Raw genomic sequence first — 24,728 nt, 5'->3', positions numbered from 1 at the left:
TTTTATCTATCAGCTATTTATCATAATGCCCGACAAAATACGTCCGGACTTTATGCCCAATCTTCGCGCTGAAAAGAAATCCTCATGCCGGATGTAAGTACAAATATCCGCTATTTCAATTTGTACTCCCGGTACTCCAAAATCCAAAAGCTGTTGCCGGTTGGCTTCCCATAAGTCAATATGGTACTTATGTGTAACCGAATGCCTGAAAGAGATACGCGACATATCAAAACCATTCAAACGAAAAGTTTCATAAACTTCATCCCCCACCTCGAATGATTGCAGAGAGATACCCGGACCGATACATGCGATTACATCTTGTCCTTCCGTTCCAAAAACAGCCCGCATCTTCTCAAGCGTATGTCCAACAATATACTCCACTGTCCCCCTCCACCCGGCATGCACAGCCGCTACAGCATGATGTACTCTATCATACAACAATACCGGAATACAGTCTGCCGTGGAAATACAAATGCAGCATCCCGGCTCAGTGGTAATCAACGCATCAATCCCGTTTAGCATTTCCTGTTGCTGCTGCCCAGAAGCTCCAAGAAATTTTTCATCGACCGGAAGTATTTTCGTTCCGTGTGTCTGAAAAGAAATAATCAAATGCCTAGGAGCTTGCGATAGTGATTGAAACAACAACGTCTGATTCTTCTCTACCCTTTCAAGTTCATCTCCCGAAAAAGGTGAACAATTAAAAGAAGCATACGCCCCCTCACTATAACCGCCGTGACGGGTCGTTACAAAATGAGAAATGTTGGGGTATGCGCCCAACAGCCCATACCCCAACATTTTTCTATCGTCAGTGAGTGAAATCATTTATCTTCCCAATCCTCTTCTTCGTATTCGTAATCCAAATCGTCCTCATCACCATCATCCTCATATTCATAGTCGAGTTCTTCATCCTCACCCATATCTTTGAGTTCCTGCTGCAATCGGCTGACATCCTTCGGACGATGCACAATAGCTTCTATTTTATTGCTTTCCTTATTCAACTCCGTCCATAAAATGTCCTTCAGCACCGAGATGCCCAAACCGGATACAGATGAAATGAATACATGAGGAATTCCCTCCGGCAATGTCGGTTCTATTTCATCCATCAGCTCCTGATCCAGCATATCACTCTTAGTGATGGCAAGTACCCGTTGTTTATCCAGCATTTCAGGATTAAATGTTTTCAGTTCGTTTAGCAGCACTTCATAATCTTTACGGATATCATCGCTATCCGCCGGTATCATGAAAAGTAACAAAGAGTTGCGCTCAATGTGACGCAAGAAACGCAATCCCAATCCCTTACCTTCACTGGCACCTTCGATAATTCCCGGAATATCAGCCATCACAAACGACTGTCCGTCACGATAAGATACAATACCCAGGTTAGGCTCCAATGTTGTAAACGGATAATCGGCAATCTTTGGTTTTGCAGCAGAAATAGCAGATAACAAGGTAGACTTACCTGCATTTGGGAAACCTACCAGACCTACATCAGCCAGCAACTTCAATTCAAGGATTACAGTCATCTCCTGCATCGGTTCGCCCGGCTGGGCAAAACGGGGAGCCTGACGGGTAGCCGTCTTGAAGTGCCAGTTTCCCAATCCGCCACGTCCGCCTTTTAAGAGAATGACCTCTTGTCCGTGTTCTGTTACATCACATACATATTCACCTGTTTCGGCATTGTAAACCACCGTACCACAGGGAACTTCAATAATCTTATCCGCTCCGTCTTTACCGAAACTACGGTTCTTACTGCCCGACTCCCCATGACCAGCCATTGCATGACGATCATATCTCAAGTGAAGCAATGTCCAGTAATTCCGGTTACCACGCAGGATAACATGGCCTCCTCTTCCGCCATCTCCTCCATCAGGTCCACCGTTAGGAGTATATTTTTCTCGCCTCATGTGCGTAGAGCCTCTTCCGCCTTTACCCGAGCGGCAGTATATCTTTACGTAATCAACAAAATTCGATTCAGCCATAACCAATTATTTTTTCGATGTAATCATGTGCCAATATGTCCATTGGCTATAAATAGCGCATGGAGCATATCAGCACACATATTTTATAATTATAATGTATCCACCGCTTTACAAATATCTTCGAAGATACCTTCCATGGTTCCAAGACCATTGATATGCTGGTATTTGCCTTCGCCTTTATAATATTCTTTCAACGGTGAAGTCTGTGTATTATATACAACCAAACGTTTTTTGATGGTCTCTTCATTATCATCTGCACGGCCCGATTCCTTACCACGTTTAATCAGACGAGTCATCAGTTCTTCTTCCGGAACATCCAGATCCAACATCACAGAGATGTCCTGACCACGTTCTTTCAACATCACTTTCAACGCCTCAGCCTGTGGAATAGTTCTTGGGAAACCGTCAAAAATAACCCCTTTGCTATCTTTGAAACTATCAAACACACTTGCCAGAATGTCTACCATCAATTCATCCGGAATCAACTGTCCCTGATCAATGTAGCCTTTAGCTGTTTTACCCAGTTCTGTGCCGTTTTTAATTTCTGCACGCAATACATCTCCTGTTGAAATGTGATTAATTCCGTATTTCTCAACAATACGTTCGCTTTGTGTTCCCTTTCCTGAACCGGGAGCACCGAAAATTACAATGTTCAGCATCTTGTTAATTTATAATTCTACATTTTACCATTACTGGTATACCTATTATTTTATGTTAGTCTACAACTGTATAAATATCCGGATAGTTACGGCCGAAACCATCATAATCGAGACCATATCCTACAATGAAATCATTGGGAATATTCATTGCCACATATTCAATATTCAAGTCCACCTTCAGTTTATCCGGTTTCACCAGCAACGAAGCAATATGAATTTCTTTTGGTCCGCGTGTTCCCAATGTTTCCAGCAGACGCTGCATAGTCAGTCCCGTATCCACAATATCTTCTACAATAACGATCGTACGTCCCGCTATGTCTTCATTAATACCGATCACTTCCTTAATGGAACCGGTAGATGATACTCCCTGATAAGAAGCCAGCTTCACAAAAGAGATCTCGCAAGGGATCGTAATGTGTTTCAGCAAGTCGGCAGTAAACATAAACGAGCCATTCAACACACTGAGGAACAACGGGTTCTTACCTGCCAAATCACGATTAATTTCGTTCGCCACGCGAATCACTTCTTTCTGAATCTCTTGTTCCCTGATAGAAACAGTGAATAGTTTATCTTTTATCTGAATGGTATCCATAACCGGTTATTTTAAAAAAGTTGGTTGCAAAAATACGATTTTTATTCCACTCCTTACACCATCTCCTGCAAATTCTTTAAGAGAAGTTACAGAATCCCTCCGATATGCAAGGTGTGAAAAGCCATTCGGAAGTTGAACTAATAATTTTAATGGAATTAGTACCAACCGGCATCCGTCTTTTACCTATTTTTAGGTATTTCACACTCTTTAAGGACCCTCTATCTTTGCTGTCTCAAAAACAAAGATTATGATGAAAGTAAAATTAGCATTACTACTTACTCTTATAGGAACACTTCCTTTAGCAGCACAGAATGTACGGCAAGAACAGGACACAGTCTCTTATATGAACGATGATCCTTTCAATCTTGAACAAATTGTGGTTACGGCAACCCGAACAGAAAAGAAGATTAAGAACACACCGGTCATCACTCAGATAATCACCTCTAAGCAAATAGAAGAAAGAGGAACCGGTAACATTCAGGACCTTCTGACTCAAGAGGTTCCCGGACTTAACTTTCAGGAGGTTGGCTATGGAACCAGCATCGATATACAGGGATTAGGTTCCAAACACATCCTTTTCCTGATAGACGGCGAACGTATAGCGGGCGAAAACGGTGGCAACATCGACTATTCGCGAATCAATCTTTATAATATCGACCATATCGAAATAGTCAAAGGAGCTTCTTCGGCCCTCTATGGTTCTCAAGCGATGGGCGGAGTTATCAACATCATTACGCGTAAAGCCAAAAAGAAATTCGAGGCTTCCGCAGGCATACGCTATGCAGGAAGAAACCAGCAAAACTATAAAGATACTCCCAAAGATCATTCGCAATACAAATATCGGATTCATCTGGATAAACCCAATCTGAACACCAATCTGTCTCTTGGATTGAACCTAGGCAAGTTCACCATGAACACCGACGTACTTTACAAAAGTTTCGATGGATACCAATTATTCGATAAAAAACCTCTCGTGAAATATTTTCCGGCCTATAACACCACAATTACCGAAGAACTCAGTAAAACCCCGACCAGTATATCGGGATACGAAGACGTACAAGTAGCCCATAAAATGGACTATCGTTTCAGCAAACGACTCAAAGTCCAGTTAAAAGGAAGCTATTATATGCTGAACAAATATGATTTTCAAGCAGATAATATATTCGAGAAATCAGAGGACTATACCTATGGCGGAAGCATAGATTACACGATTTCCGACAAATCCTCTTTGGTAGCCTCTGTTCATACCGATCACTACAACCGATATGATAAATACGAACTGAAGAGCGGTCGTCGTCTCGAATATAAAAACAATATTATCCAGCCCCGTATCGTATATAGCACTACGGCGCTCGATAAACAGACCATTACGGGAGGATTGGAATATTACAGAGAATCATTATTCAGTGATAAATTTGAAACCGGTGTGAAAGAAAACAAAAGTCAATGGTATGCCACCGCTTTCCTCCAGGATGACTGGAGCATCAACAAGCAATTCTCCGTAATAGCGGGACTCCGCTGCGACTATCACGAGAAATACGGTACCAACCTCACTCCCAAAGCTTCCGTGATGTATAAGATCTTTCCATTCACTGTCCGCTTTAACTATGCACGCGGCTACCGTTCACCCAGCATTAAAGAGTTGTACATGAACTGGGACCATCTGGGCATGTTCTGGATATATGGCAACAGTAAACTGAAACCCGAAACCAACAATTATATCTCTCTTTCGGGAGAATATGTGAACAGTTGGATCAATATCAATGCCAACGTTTATAGCAACTGGTTCCGAAACAAAATAGAAGGAATGTGGAGCAATGACCAAACGGAACTCCATTATATCAATATAGGAAAAAGCCGCCTGGCAGGAGTAGAGACCATGTGCAAAATACAAATAAACAGACATATCAATGTGCATGGAGCATACAATTATCTGTACACAAGCAAAGATGCTGATGGAGTCCGGTTGAGCTCTTCCAGTCCACATTCCGGTAATATTCGTGCTGAATATAACACACGCATCCCACGCTATGCCACCGTTGTCAACCTGTCCGGCAATATTATGGGGAAAAAGAAATTCGATGTGTTGGATGAACTGGAAATAGACGGAAAGAAGGTAGAAGCCTACTATCAGGCTAAAGTAAACCCTTATTGTCTTTGGGATCTGACAGTATCTCAATATATCATGCAGAATCTGAGAATCACAGCAGGAATAACCAATTTATTCGATTATACTTCAGATCGAGTGACTTTCAATACTTCCACTTCACCGGGAAGAAACTATTTTATCGCATGTAATTATACACTTTAATTAAACTAAAACAATAATGAACAACAAAAACAAATTCAGATTCGCCATTCTATTATTTGGCGTACTTTCAGCGTTTATCATCACCGCTTGCTCAGACAACAATAGTCCCGACGATCCTTCACAAGGAGAAAACACGTTGCCGGTAAAACAAGTAAGCCTGAGTCGGAAAACAGCATACGGAAACGACTGGATCTATTATTCACTTGAAAAAGGAAAAGAAGTAAGCGTCAGTGAAGAATCCCATGCCGAAAATACAGACTGGGACATCGCATTCAATCGTTACAATGTGCGTACCAACAGCGGTGCATCCGGCAAAGGAAAAGGTGGAGCATTACTCACTAACATTAAAGATTTGGCAGCCTGTACGACAGTTCCGCAGGGAACATTTACTGTCGACGCAGCCTATACCATCACTGCTCCCGGCACAGGTTTCCCTCCTCCTACCATGGAGTCCACCGCTAATGAGGTTCTCTGTAAAGCAATCACTTTTGCCGGCCCTCCTCCCACTTACACCCCAAGCGATTACGTATTTATCGTTCGCACAGCCAGTGGGAAATATGCCAAGTTGAAAGCCAAGAGTTTTTATGATGACGAAGGCAAAAGCGGTATTTATTCATTTGAATATGCCATTCAGCCGGATGGCAGTACAAATTTAAACTAAGCAAAAATCTCTAATGAAAAATTTCTGGAAGAAATACCATAAATGGGTAGGTTTATTCTTTAGCTTTTTTATCCTGATGTTCTGCTTTTCCGGTATTGTACTCAATCATCGTACACTCTTTTCAAAAGCTGAAGTCAGCAGAAACTGGATGCCGGAAAGCTATCACTACAAAAATTGGAATAATGGAATCATAAAGGGAACACTACGCCTACCCGATGGGAAAATTCTGGCATATGGTAATGCAGGAGTCTGGAAAACAGACTCCTGCTTTGCTACATTTGCCGATTTCAACCGAGGTCTGGCCGAAGGAATCGACAATCGTAAAATAAGTAATATCGTCCGTGTAGCCAATAACGATATCTGGTGTGCCGGATTATATTCTATCTATCTCCTGAACCATGACAGTTGGAAAGAATATCCGATAGCCGGCAATGACGAACGAATCTCAGATATCACTCAACGTGGGGATACCTTAGTCATATTGACACGCTCTTATCTTTATACGAGTGTTTCTCCTTATGACGAATTCCGGAAAACAGAATTGAAAACACCGGAAAACTATTCCCCAAAGACCTCTTTGTTCCGGACCATCTGGCTGCTGCATAGCGGAGAGTTATTCGGTACCCCCGGCAAACTGGCAGTCGATTTTCTGGGAGTAGTATTAATCGTTCTCAGTGCTACAGGAATCATATACACCCTTCTTCCCCCATTCATTCGCCGGAGACACAGAAAAAGGCTTCCTGTCAAGACACAGGCAAAGGCTCTGAAAACTTCACTGAACTGGCACAATAAATTGGGTACATGGTTGATCGGACTGACCCTATTGCTATCTGTCACAGGCATGTGTCTGCGACCTCCATTAATGATACCTTTTGTTCTGGTCAATACCCGGCCTGTCCCTGGGAGTACACTCGATTCGGATAATCCCTGGCACGACAAGCTTCGCAGTATTCGTTGGGACGCATCCCGGAATGTCTGGCTGTTATCTTCGTCAATGGGATTCTACCGGATAAACGATTTACAACTTCCACCGGTTAAGTTAAAACAAACTCCACCGGTAAGCCCTATGGGAGTAAATGTATTTCATCCCCAAAGTCCGGACGAATGGCTGATCGGATCTTTCAGTGGCCTCTTCGTCTGGAATCCTTCCACCGGCACCGTCCTCGATTATTATACGGGACAACCTCCTGCAGCCGTTCACGGACGACCACTCGGCGGCAGTCTCGTCAACGGATTCACTGACGATTTAGTTACCCGTGAAGTAATCTTCGAATACGACAACGGAGCACGCAATAAAGAGAACAATTTAGTATTACCGGCAATGCCGGACCTTATAAAACAGCAACCCATGTCGTTATGGAATTTCTGTTTGGAACTTCATGTCGGTCGTTGTTATTCTCCGTTCTTAGGTGTTTTTTCAGATCTATTCGTTTTTATTTCCGGACTTCTGCTAACGCTAATCCTCATTTCGGGATATATCGTATATAAAAGACACCATAAACGAAGCAAAAAAATAAGGATGCATTAATGCATCCTTATTTTTTTGCTTATAGAACCCCCAAAAGCTAGTTATAGTTTTTAGAAGGAATTAATAACGGTCATAACTAAAATTATTATAGATACAATAATTATCTTTTAGATAAAAGATGCAAGTGAAAATATTTGTGCATAAAAACAATATATATTCCACTCAGCAAGAGGATACAGCCCAATAAATACCAATAACCATAATTCCGGCAATATAAATATCCGATGATAATTATAATTTGCGCAATCATATACACCAACGATACTACTACGTGCGGTATTCTCAGTTCATTAGCCATTATCTGATATAAATGTTTCCGGTGAGGCAAACCAATATTTTCGTGAAGCATCAATCGATGAACGATCGTCAACACACTATCTACTCCATATACAGCAAGCAATATAAGCCAGCCAAAATTCTCTGTTTTGATAATTAAACTTCCGATCAGGAACAGGATTACAAAAGCTATACTGACCGAACCGACATCACCGGCAAAACATCTCGCTTGTTTGCGGAAATTAAAAAAATTAAAGACCAATACTGCGCAAAGCATAGTATAAATAAGGTCCGGTTCAACAAATGGGACATATATCCTATTTATGTAGGCCAATGCTATCAGAATGATCAATGAATATCCGCCTGTTATGCCATTAATGCCATCCATAAAGTTGTAAGCATTGATAATCCCAGTACAAATGATCAGGGCAACAAGGATCGTCCACCAAGGCAAGCTAAACAGCCCCCATTGATAAAACATCAAAGCCATTGCCGTAAAATGAAAGACCAGACGAAGTCCTTGCGAAGTAGAACGGATGTCATCTATAAAACTGATAAAGGTTATCAGACTCAAAGCCAGCATAAACCATGGATATTCAAAGTGGTTTGTCAGAAAATAAGCCAACGCCCCAAAATAAAAGATGATCCCTCCACCACGCAGTGTAATCCGGGTATGTGAACTACGTTCGTTAGGCTTATCGATAATGTTACACTTATCCGCAATACGGAAATAAAAAAGTTCTGCCAGGAATAGCAGAACTAAGATTATTAGATAGTACATAAGTTATTTAGTTTCTTCAAATGAACGAATGGTCTTCATCAATCCTTCTTTAGCCGTTACAGGTAATTTATCAATGCCCAAAGCGGCCTTGATCTTAGCGTTGCTTACCACATAATTTTCCGTCAGTTTACGAAGTCTTTCCGTATTCAAAGGTAAATGCATCAAAGTACCCAGGCCGGCACATCCTTCCATAACCCTTTTGTTCATTTTCCAGATATGCGGCTTTTTTCCCATTGCTTCACACATGATGCCAATCAGTTCATTCGTTGAAAGAGCTTCATCATCTCCCATATGGTAGATGCCCGTAGGCACATCCTGATTCAAAAGCCCCTCAATCACATAACAAAGGTTATCGATTGAAGTAAACGAACGGCGATTATCAAAATCGCCAAGAGGCCAAGGGATTCCTTTTTTCACTACATTATATAATAAATTCAGATTCCCTTTATTTCCCGGTCCGTGAATCATGCAGGGACGAAGAATATACACCTGTTTATTCTTGGGTATCCTCCCCTTCTCTTTTTCCAACCGCAAAGACCGATCCTCACTAATAGAAGAAGTTGGAAACATAAAATGATTTTTTATATATTCTTCCGCCTTAATCTTACTCTCCCCATAAGGACCAACCGGAGTAGGAATCACGTCTTCAGTAAGCACGTCTCCTACTACACTATCGGCAGCAGCTTTCACCGAACTAAAGAAAATGAATTTCTTGGCAGAAGACTCCAAAAAGAAGTCGAATATCTTTTGAGTCAGACCGGTATTGATGTCAAAATAGGACTGAGCGGCTGATTGGTTTTTCGTATCATGGGCCTTTCCGGCAAGATGAATAATGGCATCGAATTGGGGAAGAGTTTGAAAAGGAAAAGATGTGGGTTCGAAGTCTTGCCAAGAAAAAGTAGTTACGACTCCCTCTTTAGCAGGAGAAACAATATCAAGCCCATACAAAGTATGTTTATCTTTCAAAGCCCTAATAAAATTAGAGCCTACAAAACCATGAATTCCAGAAATAAGTATATTCATTTTTTTATAAAAATCAGTTCAAATACTTTTACTAAATATTTTAATAGAAGCAAAGGATAACAAGTCCATATTCCATTCTCCTTACAGGCTCTGACTATCTCTTTATTCAATAGGATATTACTTTTAATAGAAGCCGTACTCGCACCTCCTGTCCTCATTTTCATAAAATCCAAAGGTAAATATTTACTCTTTAACCGGTGTACATATAAAAAACGAACAAGCAACTCATAATCAGCAGCTATTTTATAATTTGTTTTATAATAGCCAAACTGATCAAAATATTTTCGATAAGTAAAAAAAGTTGGATGAGCAGGCATAAATCCAAATCGAAACAAGGATGGGACAAACCTTTTAGAGGAATAATAGCGAACTGTCCTATCCAAATTATCAGGATTTACAAAACGTACATCTCCATAAATAGCCTCTGTCTCACCAGCTTCAAACGACTCAGCAACTTTTTCTAAAACGTCTCCTCTATGATAAAAATCATCCGAATTAATAATCCCGACAATATCCCCGGTAGACATTCGAATTCCTTTATTCATAGCATCATAGAGTCCCTTGTCTTTCTCACTTATCCATTTCAAACGACCTTGAAACAGAGGCTCATATTCTTTAATAAGTGTAACGGTTTCATCATTAGACAAACCATCCACTATTATATATTCTATATTAGTATAAGACTGTGAAAGGACAGAATGAATCGTATCACAAAGCGTCTTAGCACTATTAAAAGTGACAGTAACAAGGGATATTTTCATAACTATGAAAGAAAAACTATCTTTCTTTATTTAGTAATTGATCATAAAGAGACAAGTAGTAACTCAACTGCTTTGACTTATCAAAAAATTGCAATGCTCTCTGACGACATTTTATTATATAAGACTCTTTACCTCTTTCTCTTATTTCTAAAATCTTTTCTAATAACGTATGAATATCCCCACGTTTTAAAACCATTCCCGTATCAGAATCTACAATATCAGCACTGCCTCCGGTATCATAAGTTATAACAGGAGTACCACAAGCAAGCGCTTCAATATTGACTGTAGGTAATGTATCTTGATATGTCGGGTTTATAAAAATATCTGCAGCAGAATATATTTCAACCAATTGACTAGTATTTTCCGTTCTCTCTATACCAATCATATTACCAGGTAATTTTTTTATCTGTTTCGTGGTTACCCCCACCACTACAATTACACTCTTATCTGGTAATAAAGAGTTGAGGTATATAAGATCATCAAACCCTTTCGTAATCCCCCAAACCGTAGCGACTGCTAAAATCATATATCGTGTCCCTACCCCTAAATTACTTTTTATCACATCACGATTACCTTTGGGAGTAAACATTTCCAAATCAATCCCGTTAACAATAGTCTGCCGTTTTATTTGAGAAAGATATGACTTACTCAACATATCACTTAGCCAATTGCAAACAGGTACAATCATCATACGTTCAACCGAAGTAAACAATCTCTTCTTTTCTATAAAGTTCATACGAGAGTTATCACAACCTAAAGCTTTGGGATAATCTCGTATATTGGGACATGCAAAACAACCTGTCTTCCACTTCTCACACCCGATATTCTGAAAATGGACACAATGTCCCGTGAAACTCCAACAATCATGCAAAGTCCAAACAACAGGTATTTTAGCTGTAGATAGATAGTCAAATAAAACCTCACAGTTTAAATAATAGCCATGAAGATTATGCAAATGGATTATGTCCGGTTTTATTTTCTCTATTTTTGAGATTAAGTGCAAGGTAGCTCTCCGTGAACCAAAACCATGCCTGTCAAAAAACATGGATTTCAAGCCATGGACAAAGAGATCAAATCTAGTTCCAACCCGAATCAACATAGATTGGCTGGGACAGGCCCAACGACCGTAAGCAATATAACTTTTCCAGCCAGAAGCAATAACCAAACGCCCTAACTCCTCTGCAATATGGCCGGTGGAACCAGAGTTAGCAACAACATTTATTTGAAAGAGAGTTTTCACTATCGTAGTGATCAAATAGAAGAGAACAAGATCGAAAAGACTAATTAAAGTCCCCTATTTTTTATGGCAACTCAAAAAATAAGAAACATGTTTCACGGGCCAAAAAGGCTCAAAATGCCGTCTGTTAATTACGCGACCGCCAAAAGAAAAGTAATGTTTATAGTCCGATTGAGAAAACACATATTTGTAATACTTACATGCAATATCAATCGAAGATTGATTAGCGTGTTCCAAGCGTCCATATGGAAAGGCAAAGTATTCACAAGAAGTAGAGAGTTCCTGTTCTATTACCGATTTACAACAACCTATTTGCTTGTCTAATTCCACCCAATTACTATCATTAATCATATAATGATCCATTGTATGTGCACCAATAATATGTCCCCTCTCATGCAAATCCCTTATCTCTTTCCACCGCATTGGAGTTTTACCGGGAGTGAGAACTATGTTATTTGTAAAATTTTGAATATACACATCATCCCCATTCGCAAAATTGGGATTGATAAAAAAAGCCGCATTCACCCCAAACTGTTCCAAAACAGGTGCTATCATTGAATGACATTCCATAAAACCATCGTCAAATGTAAAGGCAACCAAAGGTTCATCGACACTTTCATTATTGAGAATTAGAGAAGTGGCCTCCTCCACCCTTATGAAACGTACATGTCGGGAAAGTTCTTTTAATTGATAAGAAAAATAATATTTTGCTTGATCATTAGCCACTCCACGACATATCATATGTCCATTCAATATATGAATACCATTTTGAGGACGGGAAAATATCCCTAAAATATCCAAAACACTATTCCTTATTAAACTCCGAAAGTCATTCATCCTTAGCTTGTTTAAGAAAAACTTGTTTGAGAATATTCATCTGGTAATACAAGTTCCATTTGGTATCAATTGTCTGATAGGCAAACTGCCGAATAGCCTCTCGACTATGCAAATTCTGACTTAACCATTTCTGAATAGTATCAGCCAGACTATTTACATCATTTTCCTGAAAAAAATCACCGGTTTTCCCCTGAATTATAGACTCAAATTCAGGACCCTGAAAAGGAAAATTATTATGGGTTATAACAGGACAACCATAAGTCAGAGAATGGATAGCAGTCAAGCCAACATTCCCTGGAGACACACAGACATCCGCATTATAGAACATCTCTCCTATGCGCATCTCGTCATAACAAGGTCCATATAACCAGACATGAGAGCCAAGATTATATTTAGCTATTTCACAATCAAGATGAACCCCATCCACATCTTTACCGACAACAACAAGATTTACCGGAAACCCTTTCTGTTTCAAGATATCCATAGCTTGGATTATATATTCCAACTTCTTCGATTTTTGCACACGCCCGATATAGAATAATACAGGATAGGAGTTGGAAAAATGAGTAGAATAAATAGAAGAAGGCGATAAATTGAGTCTAATTTTCAACTGATTATCATAATCCAAAGAGTTTGCAATACAAACCATCTTTGATTTATCAAAGCCTTCTTTTGACATCAGGGAAATAGCATATTCGCCATAAACCATCAACTCAGAAAACAAAGAATAAAACAACTTTTTTATAACCTTCTTTACAATACTTTCTCTGCCATACCAACCATGAGTCCAAGCTACTGTTCTCTTATTTAAAAGTTTTGCCCAGAAAAGGATAACCCATGAAGACAAACAATAAGGTTCTCCATCCAATACATAATAAGTATAGGGTTTAAAGACTAACCGGACAGATTTAGATTGCCAATAAAACTGAGAAAATAAATATTTGTTATGCAATTCTGAGCGAAAATGGTTCAATTGGATATAATCCATTTTCTTTATTGGTGTCAATAAACGATCGCCAAAATAAAAATCGCAGGGAAGCTCCGAAGACATTTTTGAATATATAGGATTGCGATAGTGAGTCCCTATATTAAAAATACAACAAATAGAAGAATTATAATCTGCCATCTATTATATCTTTACTCAATACAGCTTTAACATCATAAACAACACCCATATCAGAACGGAGAAAGCCGCGAATATTCATATGCCGGAACTCTTTATGTCCAACACACAACACCACCGCATCAAATTGTCCAACCAAATTATCAAGACCAGCAGTCAGGATCGATATACCATATTCATGTGCCACTTTAGCCGAATTAGCCCAAGCATCATAAACGGTAATGTCAGAAGTATACTCATGTAAGGTAGAATAAATGTCTATCACCTTGGTATTTCGAATATCAGGGCAATCTTCTTTAAAAGTAAAACCCAGAAGCAGAATCTTTGAATCTTTGACAAGAATACCTTTTTTATTCATTAATCTAATCACCTGATTAGCGACATAGTCTCCCATACCATCATTCAAGCGCCTTGCTGCAGACATGATTCGTGGGAGTACCCCATAAACCTGGGCCTTCTGAATAAGATAATAAGGATCAACACTAATACAGTGACCACCGACCAAGCCAGGTTTCAACTTGATAAAATTCCATTTGGAAGATGCAGCCTCAATAACATCATTGGTATCAATGCCCATTGCATTGAAGATCTTTGAGAGTTCATTCATGAAGGCAATATTCACATCGCGCTGGGAGTTCTCTATTATTTTGGAAGCTTCAGCCACTTTGATAGAAGGGGCTTTATGAGTACCGTTAACCAACACTGAATTATAAACAGAATCAACAATGTCAGCAATCTCAGGAGTCGAACCGGAAGTTACTTTCTTAATCTTTTCAACAGTATGCTCTTTATCACCCGGGTTTATACGTTCTGGTGAATAACCTGCATAAAAATCTACATTGTATGTTAACCCAGACACCTCTTCGACTACCGGAAGACATTCTTCCTCTGTTACTCCCGGATATACAGTAGATTCATACACAACAATATCCCCTTTTGAAATAACTTTTCCGACTGTTGTACTCGCACCAATCAAAGGTGTAAGATCGGGGCGATTATTCAAATCCACAGGGGTTGGTACAGCTACAACATAAAAGTTACAATTACTTATTTCGTCAATATTACTGGTACATTTGAAACCATTTTCTAACGCTTTCCGAAGTAAGTCATCAGAAACCTCTAAAGTCATATCATGACCGGAATTTAAAGCATCAACACGAGACTGGTTCAGATCAAAACCAATACATTCATATTTTGTCGAAAACAATCGAGCCAAAGGTAGCCCAACATAACCAAGACCTATTACGGCAATCTTTAATTCTTCCATTTCAATTTCTATATATTATTTTTTATCAACTTAATTATTTCTTTATAATACTTAACCTTTAACTTATCCCCTCTAGCCCATGAATAAAATTCAAGGAATCTATACATGTTTAACATCTTATTACGAGATCTATGCAGGTCTAATCCTAATTTATCACATGTATATATAAATGAATGATAACCAAGCAAGAAATTTTTAGAAGAAAATTCCCGATTCTCCTTAGGATGTAAATATCCAATTGTACTATCATATACAATATGATAATTTCCTAAACGTAAAATTTTATAATGTAACATTCGCTCCTCACCATAAAGAAACATTTGTTCATCAAACATTCCTACTTTAGTAAAAACAGATTTTCTAACAGCAAAACAAGCACCAGATATACAAAAATATTTTTCATTAAACTTATTTATCTTAGTGTATACCGCATATAAAAATAAGCTACACAAATCCTCTCTCAACATTAAAAATGATTGGCTTCTTTTCAACAATGATTCATATTGTTGCATACCAGCTATTGCAATATTCCTCCTTTCAAATAAAGACAAAATTCTTTTAAAAATAGGCTTAACCAATCTAACATCAGGATTCATTATTAGAATTATTGGTGCTTTTGCAACCTCTACCCCTAAATTATTGCCTTGCCCATAACCACCATTAACTTTATTATTTATAAGAACAACTTTATTGCCATACTTTTCTTCAATAGAGCCAAACATAGACAAATAATTTTTACTACAATTATCAACTAGCACTACTTCCAAATCATCAGAAATATCATTATACTTAAAAATTGAATCCAGACAATCCATTATTAAATTTTCCGAATTAAAAGTAACTATAACAACTGATACAGCTTTCCTCTTAATATGATTATTCATAAACCAATAATAATTCTATAGACAAACAATAATTGTATTAATACAATAGAAAACATTATACTAAAGCGTATTTTAAAACTATTTATAGTAGACAAACGCATTGAAATAAGGATAAAAGAATATATAACAAAAAAGTCCATTATTCTAGAGAACGCTTCAATAGCACTAAAAAGTGCCCCCAAAAATAAACCAACAATATAAACGTTCAAATATTTATAATAATATAGCGGCATCCTTTTACATATTATAAAAAACAAGCCTATAAGCAAACAAAATAAAAAACGAAATGAAATTTTAATAGAAGCATCAATATTACTGTATGCTTGCAATTTAGCAAAATCAGTATCCTCTATCAATGAAAATATCATGGGCATATTCCTATCTAACATATCTACAATCCAAAAGCTTACCTTTCCAAATAAAATTATACAGATCAACAAGAAAAGTAACAAATACGATCTCATTGTCATTTTCTTTGATATATAAAAAATAATAAGAGCAATAATTCCTAAAAGGGCAGTAATATGGAAAGAACAAGATATAATTGCTAATAAAAATATCGCTGACCATTTTTTTAAAGAGATATAAGGGGAACACAATAAAGTTGATAGATAAATTAGAATAGACATAGCAATTCCTGCCCTTAAAACGATACCTGTATAATACAATCCCCAATATGAAAAGTATAACAGAAGGAACTCTTGTAAATTAATTTGATTAATTAGAGTACCAGAAGATTTTTTTGAGGGGTAAGACTGATCTGTAAAACAGCTGAAAGATTTAAAAAGAAAATATGAATTTATAAGAACAATTATTCCAAAATAAAAGAAAGAAGAACCATTCGTTATCAGCTTTAATATCTTAGTCAATAATTGAAATCCTATTTCATAAGAGTATAAAGGAATATCTAAGATAGAAGAGGAAAGTGTTAGCTGATAAAATTCTAAATATTGGTCCGTATCAGGTACAGATATACTACGACCTCCTATTATAATAGCCAAAACTATTACAAAAAGCCAAAACAGATTCTTCTCAGAAAATTTAGAGGAATAAGATCCAATAATACCAAATACAAAAACAAAAAGTAGGACAAATAAATTCACTTAGTTTATGGTTCGAATAATTCTTGCAGGACACCCAACTGCAATTGAATTGGCAGGAATATTTTTTGTAACAACAGCATGTGCAGCCACTATCGAATTATCTCCAATTGTAACATTTGGCAAAATTGAAGCTCCTTCTCCAATCCATACATTATTACCTATAACAACAGGACCTTTAGAATATAGTAGTCTGTTTCTTACTGGAATTTGTAAATCATTGTACGTTGTATTACCATGAAAATGATCTGTTATGAAAACTCGACTTGCCACCACTACATCGTTACCAATAATAATTCTATTAGTAGCTCCAATATGACAACTATTATTAAAAACAACATTATCCCCAATTACTATACTTGGATGATAAGAACTATTATTATAAAAATCAATTGCTTCCAAACGAAGCCCGCTTAATGCCCTAAAATTAGTACCTAATTGAATATACTTTCCCCCTCGTATATAAAAAGGAGGGACAATAGATATTTTATCACCTACATGTCCAAACCATGTACGAACTATTCGAGAAAAAAGAAAAGGCTTTATTCTTTTAAAATAGTTATAACGATTCTCTGTACAAATTTTAGAAGTAAAATAAACGAAATAATTTAAAAACATTTTACAAACATATAAACAAGGCCTAAATAGATAATAAATCATTCCAATGATAATAACAACTAATTATTTAATTTCATTCTTTTTACTTGGTAATAATAGGAGAGAGATTCAGGAGAAAAATCATTATATACATCTATATCTAACTGACCGAGAATTATTTTTTCTAAAATACAAGCCAAATAGTCCGTATTATCTTGAGGAATCTCACATCCATATTTGCCAGACTCAACTAAGTCTTCAAAAGCTCCTACATTAGTAGAAACTATAAAGTTTCGAAATCGTTTTGCTTCATTCAATACTAAACCATAGCTTTCACACCGAGAAGTCAATACAAACACTTTAGATTTATTGTAATATTCCCATAAATGCCTTTTATCACTTATTGCTCCTGTAAAAATTACAGACTTTTTTTTCTCAGGATGATTAGAAAAGAAGTTTGAAACAAACTCTAAAAAAGTAATATTCTGAGGATCAATATCTCCAATCAAATAAATTACCCAATCTTTCAAGTCGATGTTTTCCACAGCCTTTAAAAATAATTCTGTGTTTTTTTGATTTGTTCCTAAACGCCCAACCGTAATCATTACATTCTCTTTATCAGAGTATTCTTTCACATTAATATCCAAGTGTTTTATCATATCTTCATCAAAGCCATTAGGCATATAGAATAGCTTTGAACTGATATCAATTCCTATTGTTTGCTGGGTAATATTTTCGAGTCCCATTTTTGTTTCATATGATACAAAATCCACCAATTCAAACATCCTCCTATACAATAATTTCCTGAATAGACTTTTTAAATTATTTTTATATTCAAAATTCATAACCCCATTACTATCTAGTTTTATATATGCTATTCCATTTCTATTTAGCATTTTATAAATAATAATCATAATAGCAGTTGTAATTGTAACATGAAAGCGCATAAATAAATCTATTTTTCTAGCGTTACAAAACAAATATCTCATTAGTTTAAAACCAAACACAAAAGAAAAAGGACGAAGTTTTTTAATATATGATACAGGAACAAGTTCAACATCTCTTATTGTTTTTGCTTCATACAAATAATTCGAAGGAAAAACAATCTTAACATCATAATGATAAATTTTACCAATGTAACATGGAACTAAAAAAACATCTTTACCCTCAAAAACATCATTCCATGGATGATTCACAATAAGAGTCATTTTCTTTTTCACATATTCTTCTTTCTTTTCCATATTAATCGCAGAATATTTAATAAATAGTCCTCAACTACTTTATATAGAGCAAAACAATATCTTCCTAAAGTATAATTATTAGGAAGTCGAACCCAACTGACAGGCAATAAATCACTAACACCCAACTTCACAGAAATGCCAAACCACATTTGAGGTGCAATAACAATTTTATTACTATTTTCATTAAGCCATGCTCCCCACCAACTAAAAGAGCTATTACTTATAATATTGTGAGTGCACAAGGATTGGATATATAAATCTAGTAAAGGAGTAGTGTTCTCTATGAAGTAATATCTTTTTCCTATAAAGTTTTTTTTACACCAATCGATATCATCACTACAAATAATGAATATTTTATCCTCACCAATATATTGAATAGCATTCTTATAGTATGACTTTCCACAAAATGGTAATGCATGTGGCAGCTTCAAGTAATCACCTCTTCTAACATGAATACTCACAGTTTCTCCCTTTTCTAAAATATTTCCACAAATATTCCATATTTTCTTCCTTAGCTCATCAGTTATTCTATAAAGATCTAATACGACACTTCTTTTAAAGTACTTTTCTGATTGGAAATATCCATCAATAATGAGATCCTTTCCTTCTTCATAAGGAATTCTGCTAAATTCATGGAATGGTTCTTTGTAATATGGTATGCCATCAGGAACCCCCTTCATAACTTTTATATTTTTAAAAAAAGAATCCTTATACAAAAGGACCTGTCTCTCTTGGTCCTTATTTACTGTACAAAATATAAAATTCTGAGTCAACGAAGCGGCAGTTGCTATCTGAAAAAGATTATTACCTAATCGTCCACGTAAAATTACATATAACATATATCAATTAAAGACTATATTTATAACTCGCTTAATAAATCTATTAGTACCATCAGAAAAAAAGAAGAAAATAGGGAAACTAATTATAGTATAAACAAAAATATTCAACATTGAAATTAGTATCCAACTGCTATAATCAGTACACATACCAATCCCAATATAATCAATAACTCTGATAGAAAAATAAAATGTTATCAAAGCAAAAGCAACGCATTTCATGTAAACAAAATAAAAATTCAAGCAATTTTTATTAAACCCATATTTAAATAAAAAAAATGGTTTCCATAATAAAGCAATTATTACCAAACTAACTATTACTCCCCCTAGAATCCCAGAAAGTCCCCAGTAATAACCAAATAAAATTGAAAGTCCTAAATTCAAGAAGGCTTCCAATATAGCAGCCCATACATCTTGATAGAGTCCATAAGCTGCAATAAATAGATCAACTAAACGAGTCAAAGAAATAAAGGCAATTAAAAGCATCAACAATAAATAAAAATCATCTAACACGAAACGATCACCTACCCAAAGTACAATAAACGGTCTAGACATTTGATAAACACCAAAACACAAAATTGAAACAATCCAAATTCTTGAAGAAAGCAACTCATTAAAAACTTGTATAATCTTTGCTTGATTTCCTTCTGCAACTAAATTACCAATACCAGCACCAATACTACTGAAAACTGAATTTATCAATAAAGAAATTCCAGATATTATGAGCATATAATTTCCATATACTGCTACCATTGTCAAATTAGTATATGAATAAATAATAATAGGACTTGTTTGATTCAAAACAACATTTGCTATTTTATGAAAAAAAAGTTGTTTCGTTTTTTTTATTATATAGGGATACTTATCTTTAACATCTTTTCCTATCTTAGGTGAAGTTTGAAGCCAAGGATATTCTTTTCTTACAATAGAATTCAATACGAATACCGTAATAACACCCATTAACAATTCAAGTAGCAGCCACCAAACATATCCATTACAAAAATATACTATTACAACAATCTGTAAAATAGTTTTTACCACCTTAAATCCCTGCACATTAGTGATCAACTTATATTCTTTTTGATCAGCAGTAAGTACAAACTGCTTGTAATTAAAAAAATAACTAAAAATAGAACTAGATAATAAAACTAAAAATGTCGCATATACATACCATATAGGAATTTCTATCTTAGCAAAAAATAAAGGAAAAAACAATAATATGACTCCAGACATTATAATCACAATTATCGCAATTCTTTTATACAGCCACCCCTGAATAGAAATAATTTCGTTAACAGCTTGTTTATCTCCCTCATACAAAGGCTTATATAAAGCATAACTTATTGCATAGCCAATGCCAAGTTCTGCTAAATTTAAATAGACAAGTATATTAGTTAATGTTGTATTTAAACCAAGTACCTCTGCTCCCAAATGTTCTATAAATGCCTTACGAGAAAGAAAACTCAAGATAAGATTTATAAAATAGAACAATAAAGCTACTTGTGCATTTTTTAATCCTTTAGCAGTTCTAGAATTATTCATTCTTATTAAATCTTATACTTTTTATTACACGACATGGATTACCTGCCGCAAATACATTTGCGGGAATATCATGTGTAACAACACTCCCTGCTCCTATTATTGTATTATCTCCTATTTTAACACCAGCCAGTATTATTACATTTGATGTTATCCAAACATTATTGCCTATAACAATTGAGGAAGCTATTATTTTATTAAAATCATTAACATCATGTGTTGACGTAATTAACATATTCCTAAAAGAGAAAGATACGTTGTTACCAATAACGACGTCTGCATAAGCCAAAATAAAAGTATCAGATAATCCTACATAATTTCCACACTTCAATTTCGGAGCATGACAAAAAAATCCCGAATTAAATTGAACTGTATTTGATAAATTAAACTGTTTCCTCAACAAAGGTTTCGAAAAAAGTCTCAAATACGGTATTTTATTCAAAAAAAATAAAATTCTAGTAATACGAGAATTCCATGGAATTATATCTTTTCGTACATCATAAACTAACTTTTTCATAGATATACTCCAAAAATATTATTTAAACAATATAATGTATTTCAATAACGGATGTACCCTATCCTTCTTAGAAAGAATTATACTTTTACAAGGAACTCTCCATTCGATTCCTAAATCCGGATCATTCCAAGCAATAGCTCCTTCTGCTTCCGGATGATAAAAGTTATCACACTTATACTGAAAAATTACTTCTTCGCTCAGCACACTAAAACCATGCGCAAAGCCACGTGGGATAAAGAACTGACGGTGGTTATCTTCTGTAAGCTCTACAGATACATGTTTTCCAAATGTAGGTGAACCCTTACGAATATCAACAGCTACATCAAGAACAGCTCCCTTAATCACCCGCACTAACTTGCTCTGGGCAAAAGGGGGTTTCTGAAAATGTAAACCACGAATAACGCCATAGCTTGACTTAGATTCATTATCCTGTACAAAAGTAGTTTTACAGACTTTTTCTTCGAATTCTCTCTGATTGAAAGATTCAAAGAAATACCCACGATCATCTTTGAAGAGTTGTGGCTCAAGGATCACAAGTCCTTCAATAGCTGTTTTTATTATATTCATTGGAAGAAAGTAGTTTTATTTTACATACAATTCATCTATAACCTTCAACAGATATTGTCCATATTGATTCTTAAGCATTGGCTGTGCCAATGCTTTCATCTTTTCCGGAGAAATCCAGCCTTTTCTTAAAGCAATCCCCTCTAAACACGCAACTTTTAAGCCTTGACGCTTCTCAATAACTTCAATAAAAGTACTTGCTTCGGATAAAGAATCATGTGTACCTGTATCAAGCCAAGCAAATCCCCGACCTAATAATTGAACCCTCAACTCCTTATCTGATAAAAAGTTCTGATTGACAGTCGTTATTTCTAACTCACCACGAGAAGAGGGTCTAATACTCTTAGCGACTTCAACCACCTTATTAGGATAAAAATATAATCCTACAACGGCATAATTAGATTTTGGCTTCTGAGGTTTTTCCTCTATGCTGAAAACATTCCCGTTCTCATCAAACTCCGCTACACCGTAGCGTTCGGGATCACTTACCCAATACCCAAAAACGGTTGCTTTACTTTCTGATTCTGCAATACGAACAGCCTCATTTAACATTCGCGTAAATCCTTGGCCATAAAAAATATTATCACCTAAAACCAAACAGACAGAATCATCCCCTATAAATTTTTCTCCTATGATAAAAGCTTGTGCCAAACCATCAGGTGAAGGTTGCTCTGCATACTCAAACCTCACCCCAAAATCAGATCCGTCACCCAATAAACGTTGAAATCCCGGCAAGTCATCTGGAGTAGAAATAATGAGAATTTCCCGTATACCTGCCAACATTAGTACAGAAATAGGATAATAAATCATAGGTTTATCAAAGATAGGAAGCAACTGCTTACTCACTCCTTTAGTTATAGGATATAACCGTGTCCCCGACCCACCTGCTAAAACAATACCTTTCATTGTCAGATAACTCTCTCTATGTTTTTCTTAGCTTCTCTTATCAGCTCCTCATCTCCCGTCTGCTCAAAGCACTCCAGCAGCAACTGACATTTCAATACAGAAGCTGGTAGTTTTTCTAAAACAGTCATTGAACGATCCAATAATTCTTGAATAACCTGTTCATTCTCAGAGGAGAAATTAAACAGCATGGTATCGTAACCTTTGAACAAAGTAACAAGTATTTCAGCCTCTTCTTCGGGAGATTCTCCTTTCTGAAGAAGAAGATCGGCACACAAGTTACGGAGTTCTTGATTTAACGCAGTAAGTTCATTCACATAGACAGGAGTACCGTCCTCGCCATACTCCAAGAGTTTCTTCACTACGGAGGACACAGAATTACACAGAGAATTTTTCATTTTAAAAAGGAATGAATTATGATTCGTCGATTCTTTTCGGTTTTTATTTGTATAGAAGAGTAATAATATCCAATAGAATTGTATCTAACGACGTAACGGGGCATTACATATATTGTTATCACCCGTTACATATATTGTTATCGCCATTACATATAATGGTATTTTCTTTACATATATACTTTTTATTTCTCTTTCCGGACGTAGCTAGCCGGAATTGTAACCATAGCGCTACCGAACATATCGATACGTACTAAAATATGATATTTATTATTATAGCGGACCAATTCTCCTCGCAAGCCTTGTAAATCGCCCTTGGCAACTACTACACGAGTACCTTTGGGAATGGACTCTCCTGTCAGGATCACCTGATCCTGGGAGTAATCGAGCATATAGCGAAAATCAGCCATTTGCGCATCAGGGATACAGGTAGGAGCCCCGGTGGAACGATCACGAAGGAAATCGTATACATTCAGTGTACTTCGGACGGCAGCCATTTCCTGACGGGAGATATGAACGAAAACCATACGGGGCAACAAAAGGCGCTCACGCTCAATGCGTTTTCCTTCACGCTCTATGACACGGTTTTGTACAGGAAGAAAGGTATCTACCTCCTGCAATTGAAAATAATCCCGAACTTTACGTTCTGAGTTAGTTCGTGTCAGTACGACATACCAATGTTTATCGCTATCTGTTGTCTCCAAGACTACGTTCGTAAGAAAAAGTTTCAGTAATGACTAAGGATGAAAATTTGTTAAAAACAGGAATATTCAAAAAACATGCCTTATTTTCAGCAATTTACAAATTAAGTTTTATGATAATCGGGTACAGAAAAAGTATTCGCACCGGATTTGAATACTATCCGATACGTTGAATTATTTTATTTTAAACATATATCGGACATAAAGAAAAGTATATTTGTCCGCCTATATATTTACGGGTGCAAAGGTAAAACCTTCTTTTGAGTCTCCAAAACTTTTCACAGGTTATTTTCATCATAGGAAGTTATATGACTGAATATCAAAGATATAATTTATCTCTTTGCAAATAAGGAAAGCAGCAATATACATAATACTAATGTGGCTGATAAAAGAATGTGGAAATAAGTGGAGAGGCA

At 36.3% G+C, this 24,728-nt stretch carries 25 protein-coding genes; 3 read left to right on the top strand and 22 right to left on the bottom strand.

Annotated elements, in window-relative coordinates:
- Positions 1 to 9: 9 nt before the first annotated feature.
- The 4 genes from pgeF to hpt form a co-directional block, all read right to left on the bottom strand.
- Positions 10 to 822 (bottom strand): peptidoglycan editing factor PgeF, encoded by an 813-nt coding sequence (gene pgeF, locus BSHG_RS12410; RefSeq protein WP_008658924.1) that lies wholly within the window; start codon positions 820 to 822, stop codon positions 10 to 12.
- Positions 819 to 1,979 carry a GTPase ObgE gene (gene obgE, locus BSHG_RS12415; RefSeq protein ID WP_005785536.1) on the bottom strand — a complete coding sequence of 387 codons (1,161 nt, stop codon included), beginning with the start codon at positions 1,977 to 1,979 and terminating at the stop codon, positions 819 to 821. Before obgE ends, pgeF begins: the two co-directional genes overlap by 4 nt.
- An 89-nt stretch (positions 1,980 to 2,068) precedes the next feature.
- Entirely contained in the window at positions 2,069 to 2,638 is a 570-nt protein-coding gene (locus BSHG_RS12420) for an adenylate kinase (protein ID WP_005785533.1), read from the bottom strand.
- A 55-nt stretch (positions 2,639 to 2,693) separates the two neighbouring features.
- Positions 2,694 to 3,230, bottom strand: coding sequence for a hypoxanthine phosphoribosyltransferase (hpt, locus tag BSHG_RS12425; RefSeq protein ID WP_005785529.1), 537 nt, complete (start codon positions 3,228 to 3,230; stop codon positions 2,694 to 2,696).
- Between the two features lie 247 nt (positions 3,231 to 3,477).
- Here hpt and BSHG_RS12430 point away from each other — a divergent pair, with 247 nt between their 5' ends.
- Genes BSHG_RS12430 through BSHG_RS12440 form a run of 3 tightly spaced genes read left to right on the top strand, consistent with a single transcriptional unit; the run spans position 3,478 to position 7,730 of the window.
- Complete coding sequence (locus BSHG_RS12430) at positions 3,478 to 5,541, top strand: TonB-dependent receptor plug domain-containing protein (RefSeq protein WP_005793172.1); 2,064 nt, start codon at positions 3,478 to 3,480, stop codon at positions 5,539 to 5,541.
- 16 nt (positions 5,542 to 5,557) lie between these two features.
- On the top strand, positions 5,558 to 6,202 hold the full coding sequence (locus BSHG_RS12435) for an HmuY family protein (protein ID WP_005785524.1): 645 nt from the start codon (positions 5,558 to 5,560) through the stop codon (positions 6,200 to 6,202).
- Positions 6,203 to 6,215: 13 nt separating this feature from the next.
- Positions 6,216 to 7,730, top strand: a complete 1,515-nt coding sequence (locus BSHG_RS12440; RefSeq protein WP_005795828.1) for a PepSY-associated TM helix domain-containing protein — start codon at positions 6,216 to 6,218, stop codon at positions 7,728 to 7,730.
- A 100-nt stretch (positions 7,731 to 7,830) separates the two neighbouring features.
- Here BSHG_RS12440 and BSHG_RS12445 read toward each other — a convergent pair whose 3' ends face one another.
- The 18 genes from BSHG_RS12445 to upcY all read right to left on the bottom strand — a co-directional run bounded on the left by BSHG_RS12445 (position 7,831) and on the right by upcY (position 24,315).
- Positions 7,831 to 8,787, bottom strand: coding sequence for an MraY family glycosyltransferase (locus tag BSHG_RS12445; protein ID WP_005801155.1), 957 nt, complete (start codon positions 8,785 to 8,787; stop codon positions 7,831 to 7,833).
- 3 nt (positions 8,788 to 8,790) lie between these two features.
- Complete coding sequence (locus BSHG_RS12450; RefSeq protein WP_008658916.1) at positions 8,791 to 9,810, bottom strand: NAD-dependent epimerase/dehydratase family protein; 1,020 nt, start codon at positions 9,808 to 9,810, stop codon at positions 8,791 to 8,793.
- Positions 9,807 to 10,571, bottom strand: coding sequence for a glycosyltransferase family 2 protein (locus BSHG_RS12455; protein WP_005785513.1), 765 nt, complete (start codon positions 10,569 to 10,571; stop codon positions 9,807 to 9,809). Before BSHG_RS12455 ends, BSHG_RS12450 begins: the two co-directional genes overlap by 4 nt.
- Positions 10,572 to 10,587: 16 nt before the next feature.
- A complete protein-coding gene (locus BSHG_RS12460; protein WP_008658915.1) occupies positions 10,588 to 11,811 on the bottom strand; it encodes a glycosyltransferase family 4 protein in 1,224 nt (407 codons plus the stop codon).
- 54 nt (positions 11,812 to 11,865) lie between these two features.
- Positions 11,866 to 12,645 (bottom strand): polysaccharide deacetylase family protein, encoded by a 780-nt coding sequence (locus tag BSHG_RS12465; RefSeq protein ID WP_008658914.1) that lies wholly within the window; start codon positions 12,643 to 12,645, stop codon positions 11,866 to 11,868.
- Complete coding sequence (locus BSHG_RS12470; protein ID WP_008658913.1) at positions 12,638 to 13,771, bottom strand: glycosyltransferase; 1,134 nt, start codon at positions 13,769 to 13,771, stop codon at positions 12,638 to 12,640. The genes BSHG_RS12465 and BSHG_RS12470 overlap by 8 nt, the downstream gene beginning before the upstream one ends.
- Positions 13,758 to 15,035 (bottom strand): nucleotide sugar dehydrogenase, encoded by a 1,278-nt coding sequence (locus BSHG_RS12475; protein ID WP_005813001.1) that lies wholly within the window; start codon positions 15,033 to 15,035, stop codon positions 13,758 to 13,760. Before BSHG_RS12475 ends, BSHG_RS12470 begins: the two co-directional genes overlap by 14 nt.
- A gap of 8 nt (positions 15,036 to 15,043) precedes the next feature.
- Positions 15,044 to 15,919: a glycosyltransferase gene (locus tag BSHG_RS12480; protein WP_008658912.1), complete on the bottom strand. Its 876-nt coding sequence runs from the start codon at positions 15,917 to 15,919 to the stop codon at positions 15,044 to 15,046.
- A complete protein-coding gene (locus BSHG_RS12485) occupies positions 15,916 to 17,022 on the bottom strand; it encodes an EpsG family protein (RefSeq protein ID WP_008658911.1) in 1,107 nt (368 codons plus the stop codon). Before BSHG_RS12485 ends, BSHG_RS12480 begins: the two co-directional genes overlap by 4 nt.
- Positions 17,023 to 17,637 carry an acyltransferase gene (locus BSHG_RS12490; protein ID WP_225550691.1) on the bottom strand — a complete coding sequence of 205 codons (615 nt, stop codon included), beginning with the start codon at positions 17,635 to 17,637 and terminating at the stop codon, positions 17,023 to 17,025.
- A gap of 59 nt (positions 17,638 to 17,696) precedes the next feature.
- On the bottom strand, positions 17,697 to 18,857 hold the full coding sequence (locus BSHG_RS12495) for a glycosyltransferase (protein ID WP_005813008.1): 1,161 nt from the start codon (positions 18,855 to 18,857) through the stop codon (positions 17,697 to 17,699).
- Positions 18,833 to 19,537: an alpha-1,2-fucosyltransferase gene (locus BSHG_RS12500; RefSeq protein WP_224223180.1), complete on the bottom strand. Its 705-nt coding sequence runs from the start codon at positions 19,535 to 19,537 to the stop codon at positions 18,833 to 18,835. The genes BSHG_RS12495 and BSHG_RS12500 overlap by 25 nt, the downstream gene beginning before the upstream one ends.
- A 162-nt stretch (positions 19,538 to 19,699) precedes the next feature.
- The gene (locus BSHG_RS12505) at positions 19,700 to 21,235 is read right to left on the bottom strand and encodes a lipopolysaccharide biosynthesis protein (RefSeq protein WP_005813013.1); all 1,536 of its coding nucleotides are present in this window, start codon (positions 21,233 to 21,235) and stop codon (positions 19,700 to 19,702) included.
- A complete protein-coding gene (locus tag BSHG_RS12510; RefSeq protein WP_005813015.1) occupies positions 21,228 to 21,749 on the bottom strand; it encodes an acyltransferase in 522 nt (173 codons plus the stop codon). The genes BSHG_RS12505 and BSHG_RS12510 overlap by 8 nt, the downstream gene beginning before the upstream one ends.
- Positions 21,750 to 21,767: 18 nt before the next feature.
- Positions 21,768 to 22,316 carry a dTDP-4-dehydrorhamnose 3,5-epimerase gene (gene rfbC / locus BSHG_RS12515; RefSeq protein ID WP_008658903.1) on the bottom strand — a complete coding sequence of 183 codons (549 nt, stop codon included), beginning with the start codon at positions 22,314 to 22,316 and terminating at the stop codon, positions 21,768 to 21,770.
- Positions 22,317 to 22,331: 15 nt separating this feature from the next.
- Complete coding sequence (gene rfbA, locus BSHG_RS12520; protein WP_008658902.1) at positions 22,332 to 23,219, bottom strand: glucose-1-phosphate thymidylyltransferase RfbA; 888 nt, start codon at positions 23,217 to 23,219, stop codon at positions 22,332 to 22,334.
- Positions 23,220 to 23,221: 2 nt separating this feature from the next.
- Positions 23,222 to 23,614 carry a UpxZ family transcription anti-terminator antagonist gene (locus BSHG_RS12525; protein ID WP_005785489.1) on the bottom strand — a complete coding sequence of 131 codons (393 nt, stop codon included), beginning with the start codon at positions 23,612 to 23,614 and terminating at the stop codon, positions 23,222 to 23,224.
- 182 nt (positions 23,615 to 23,796) lie between these two features.
- Complete coding sequence (gene upcY / locus BSHG_RS12530) at positions 23,797 to 24,315, bottom strand: capsular polysaccharide transcription antiterminator UpcY (RefSeq protein WP_008658901.1); 519 nt, start codon at positions 24,313 to 24,315, stop codon at positions 23,797 to 23,799.
- Positions 24,316 to 24,728 lie beyond the last annotated feature (413 nt).

It is taken from the genome of Bacteroides sp. 3_2_5 (assembly GCF_000159855.2).
GTDB classification, from domain to species: domain Bacteria; phylum Bacteroidota; class Bacteroidia; order Bacteroidales; family Bacteroidaceae; genus Bacteroides; species Bacteroides fragilis.
Note: the sequence above shows the minus strand (reverse complement) of the source record. Positions and strands in the feature narration are given on the sequence as shown.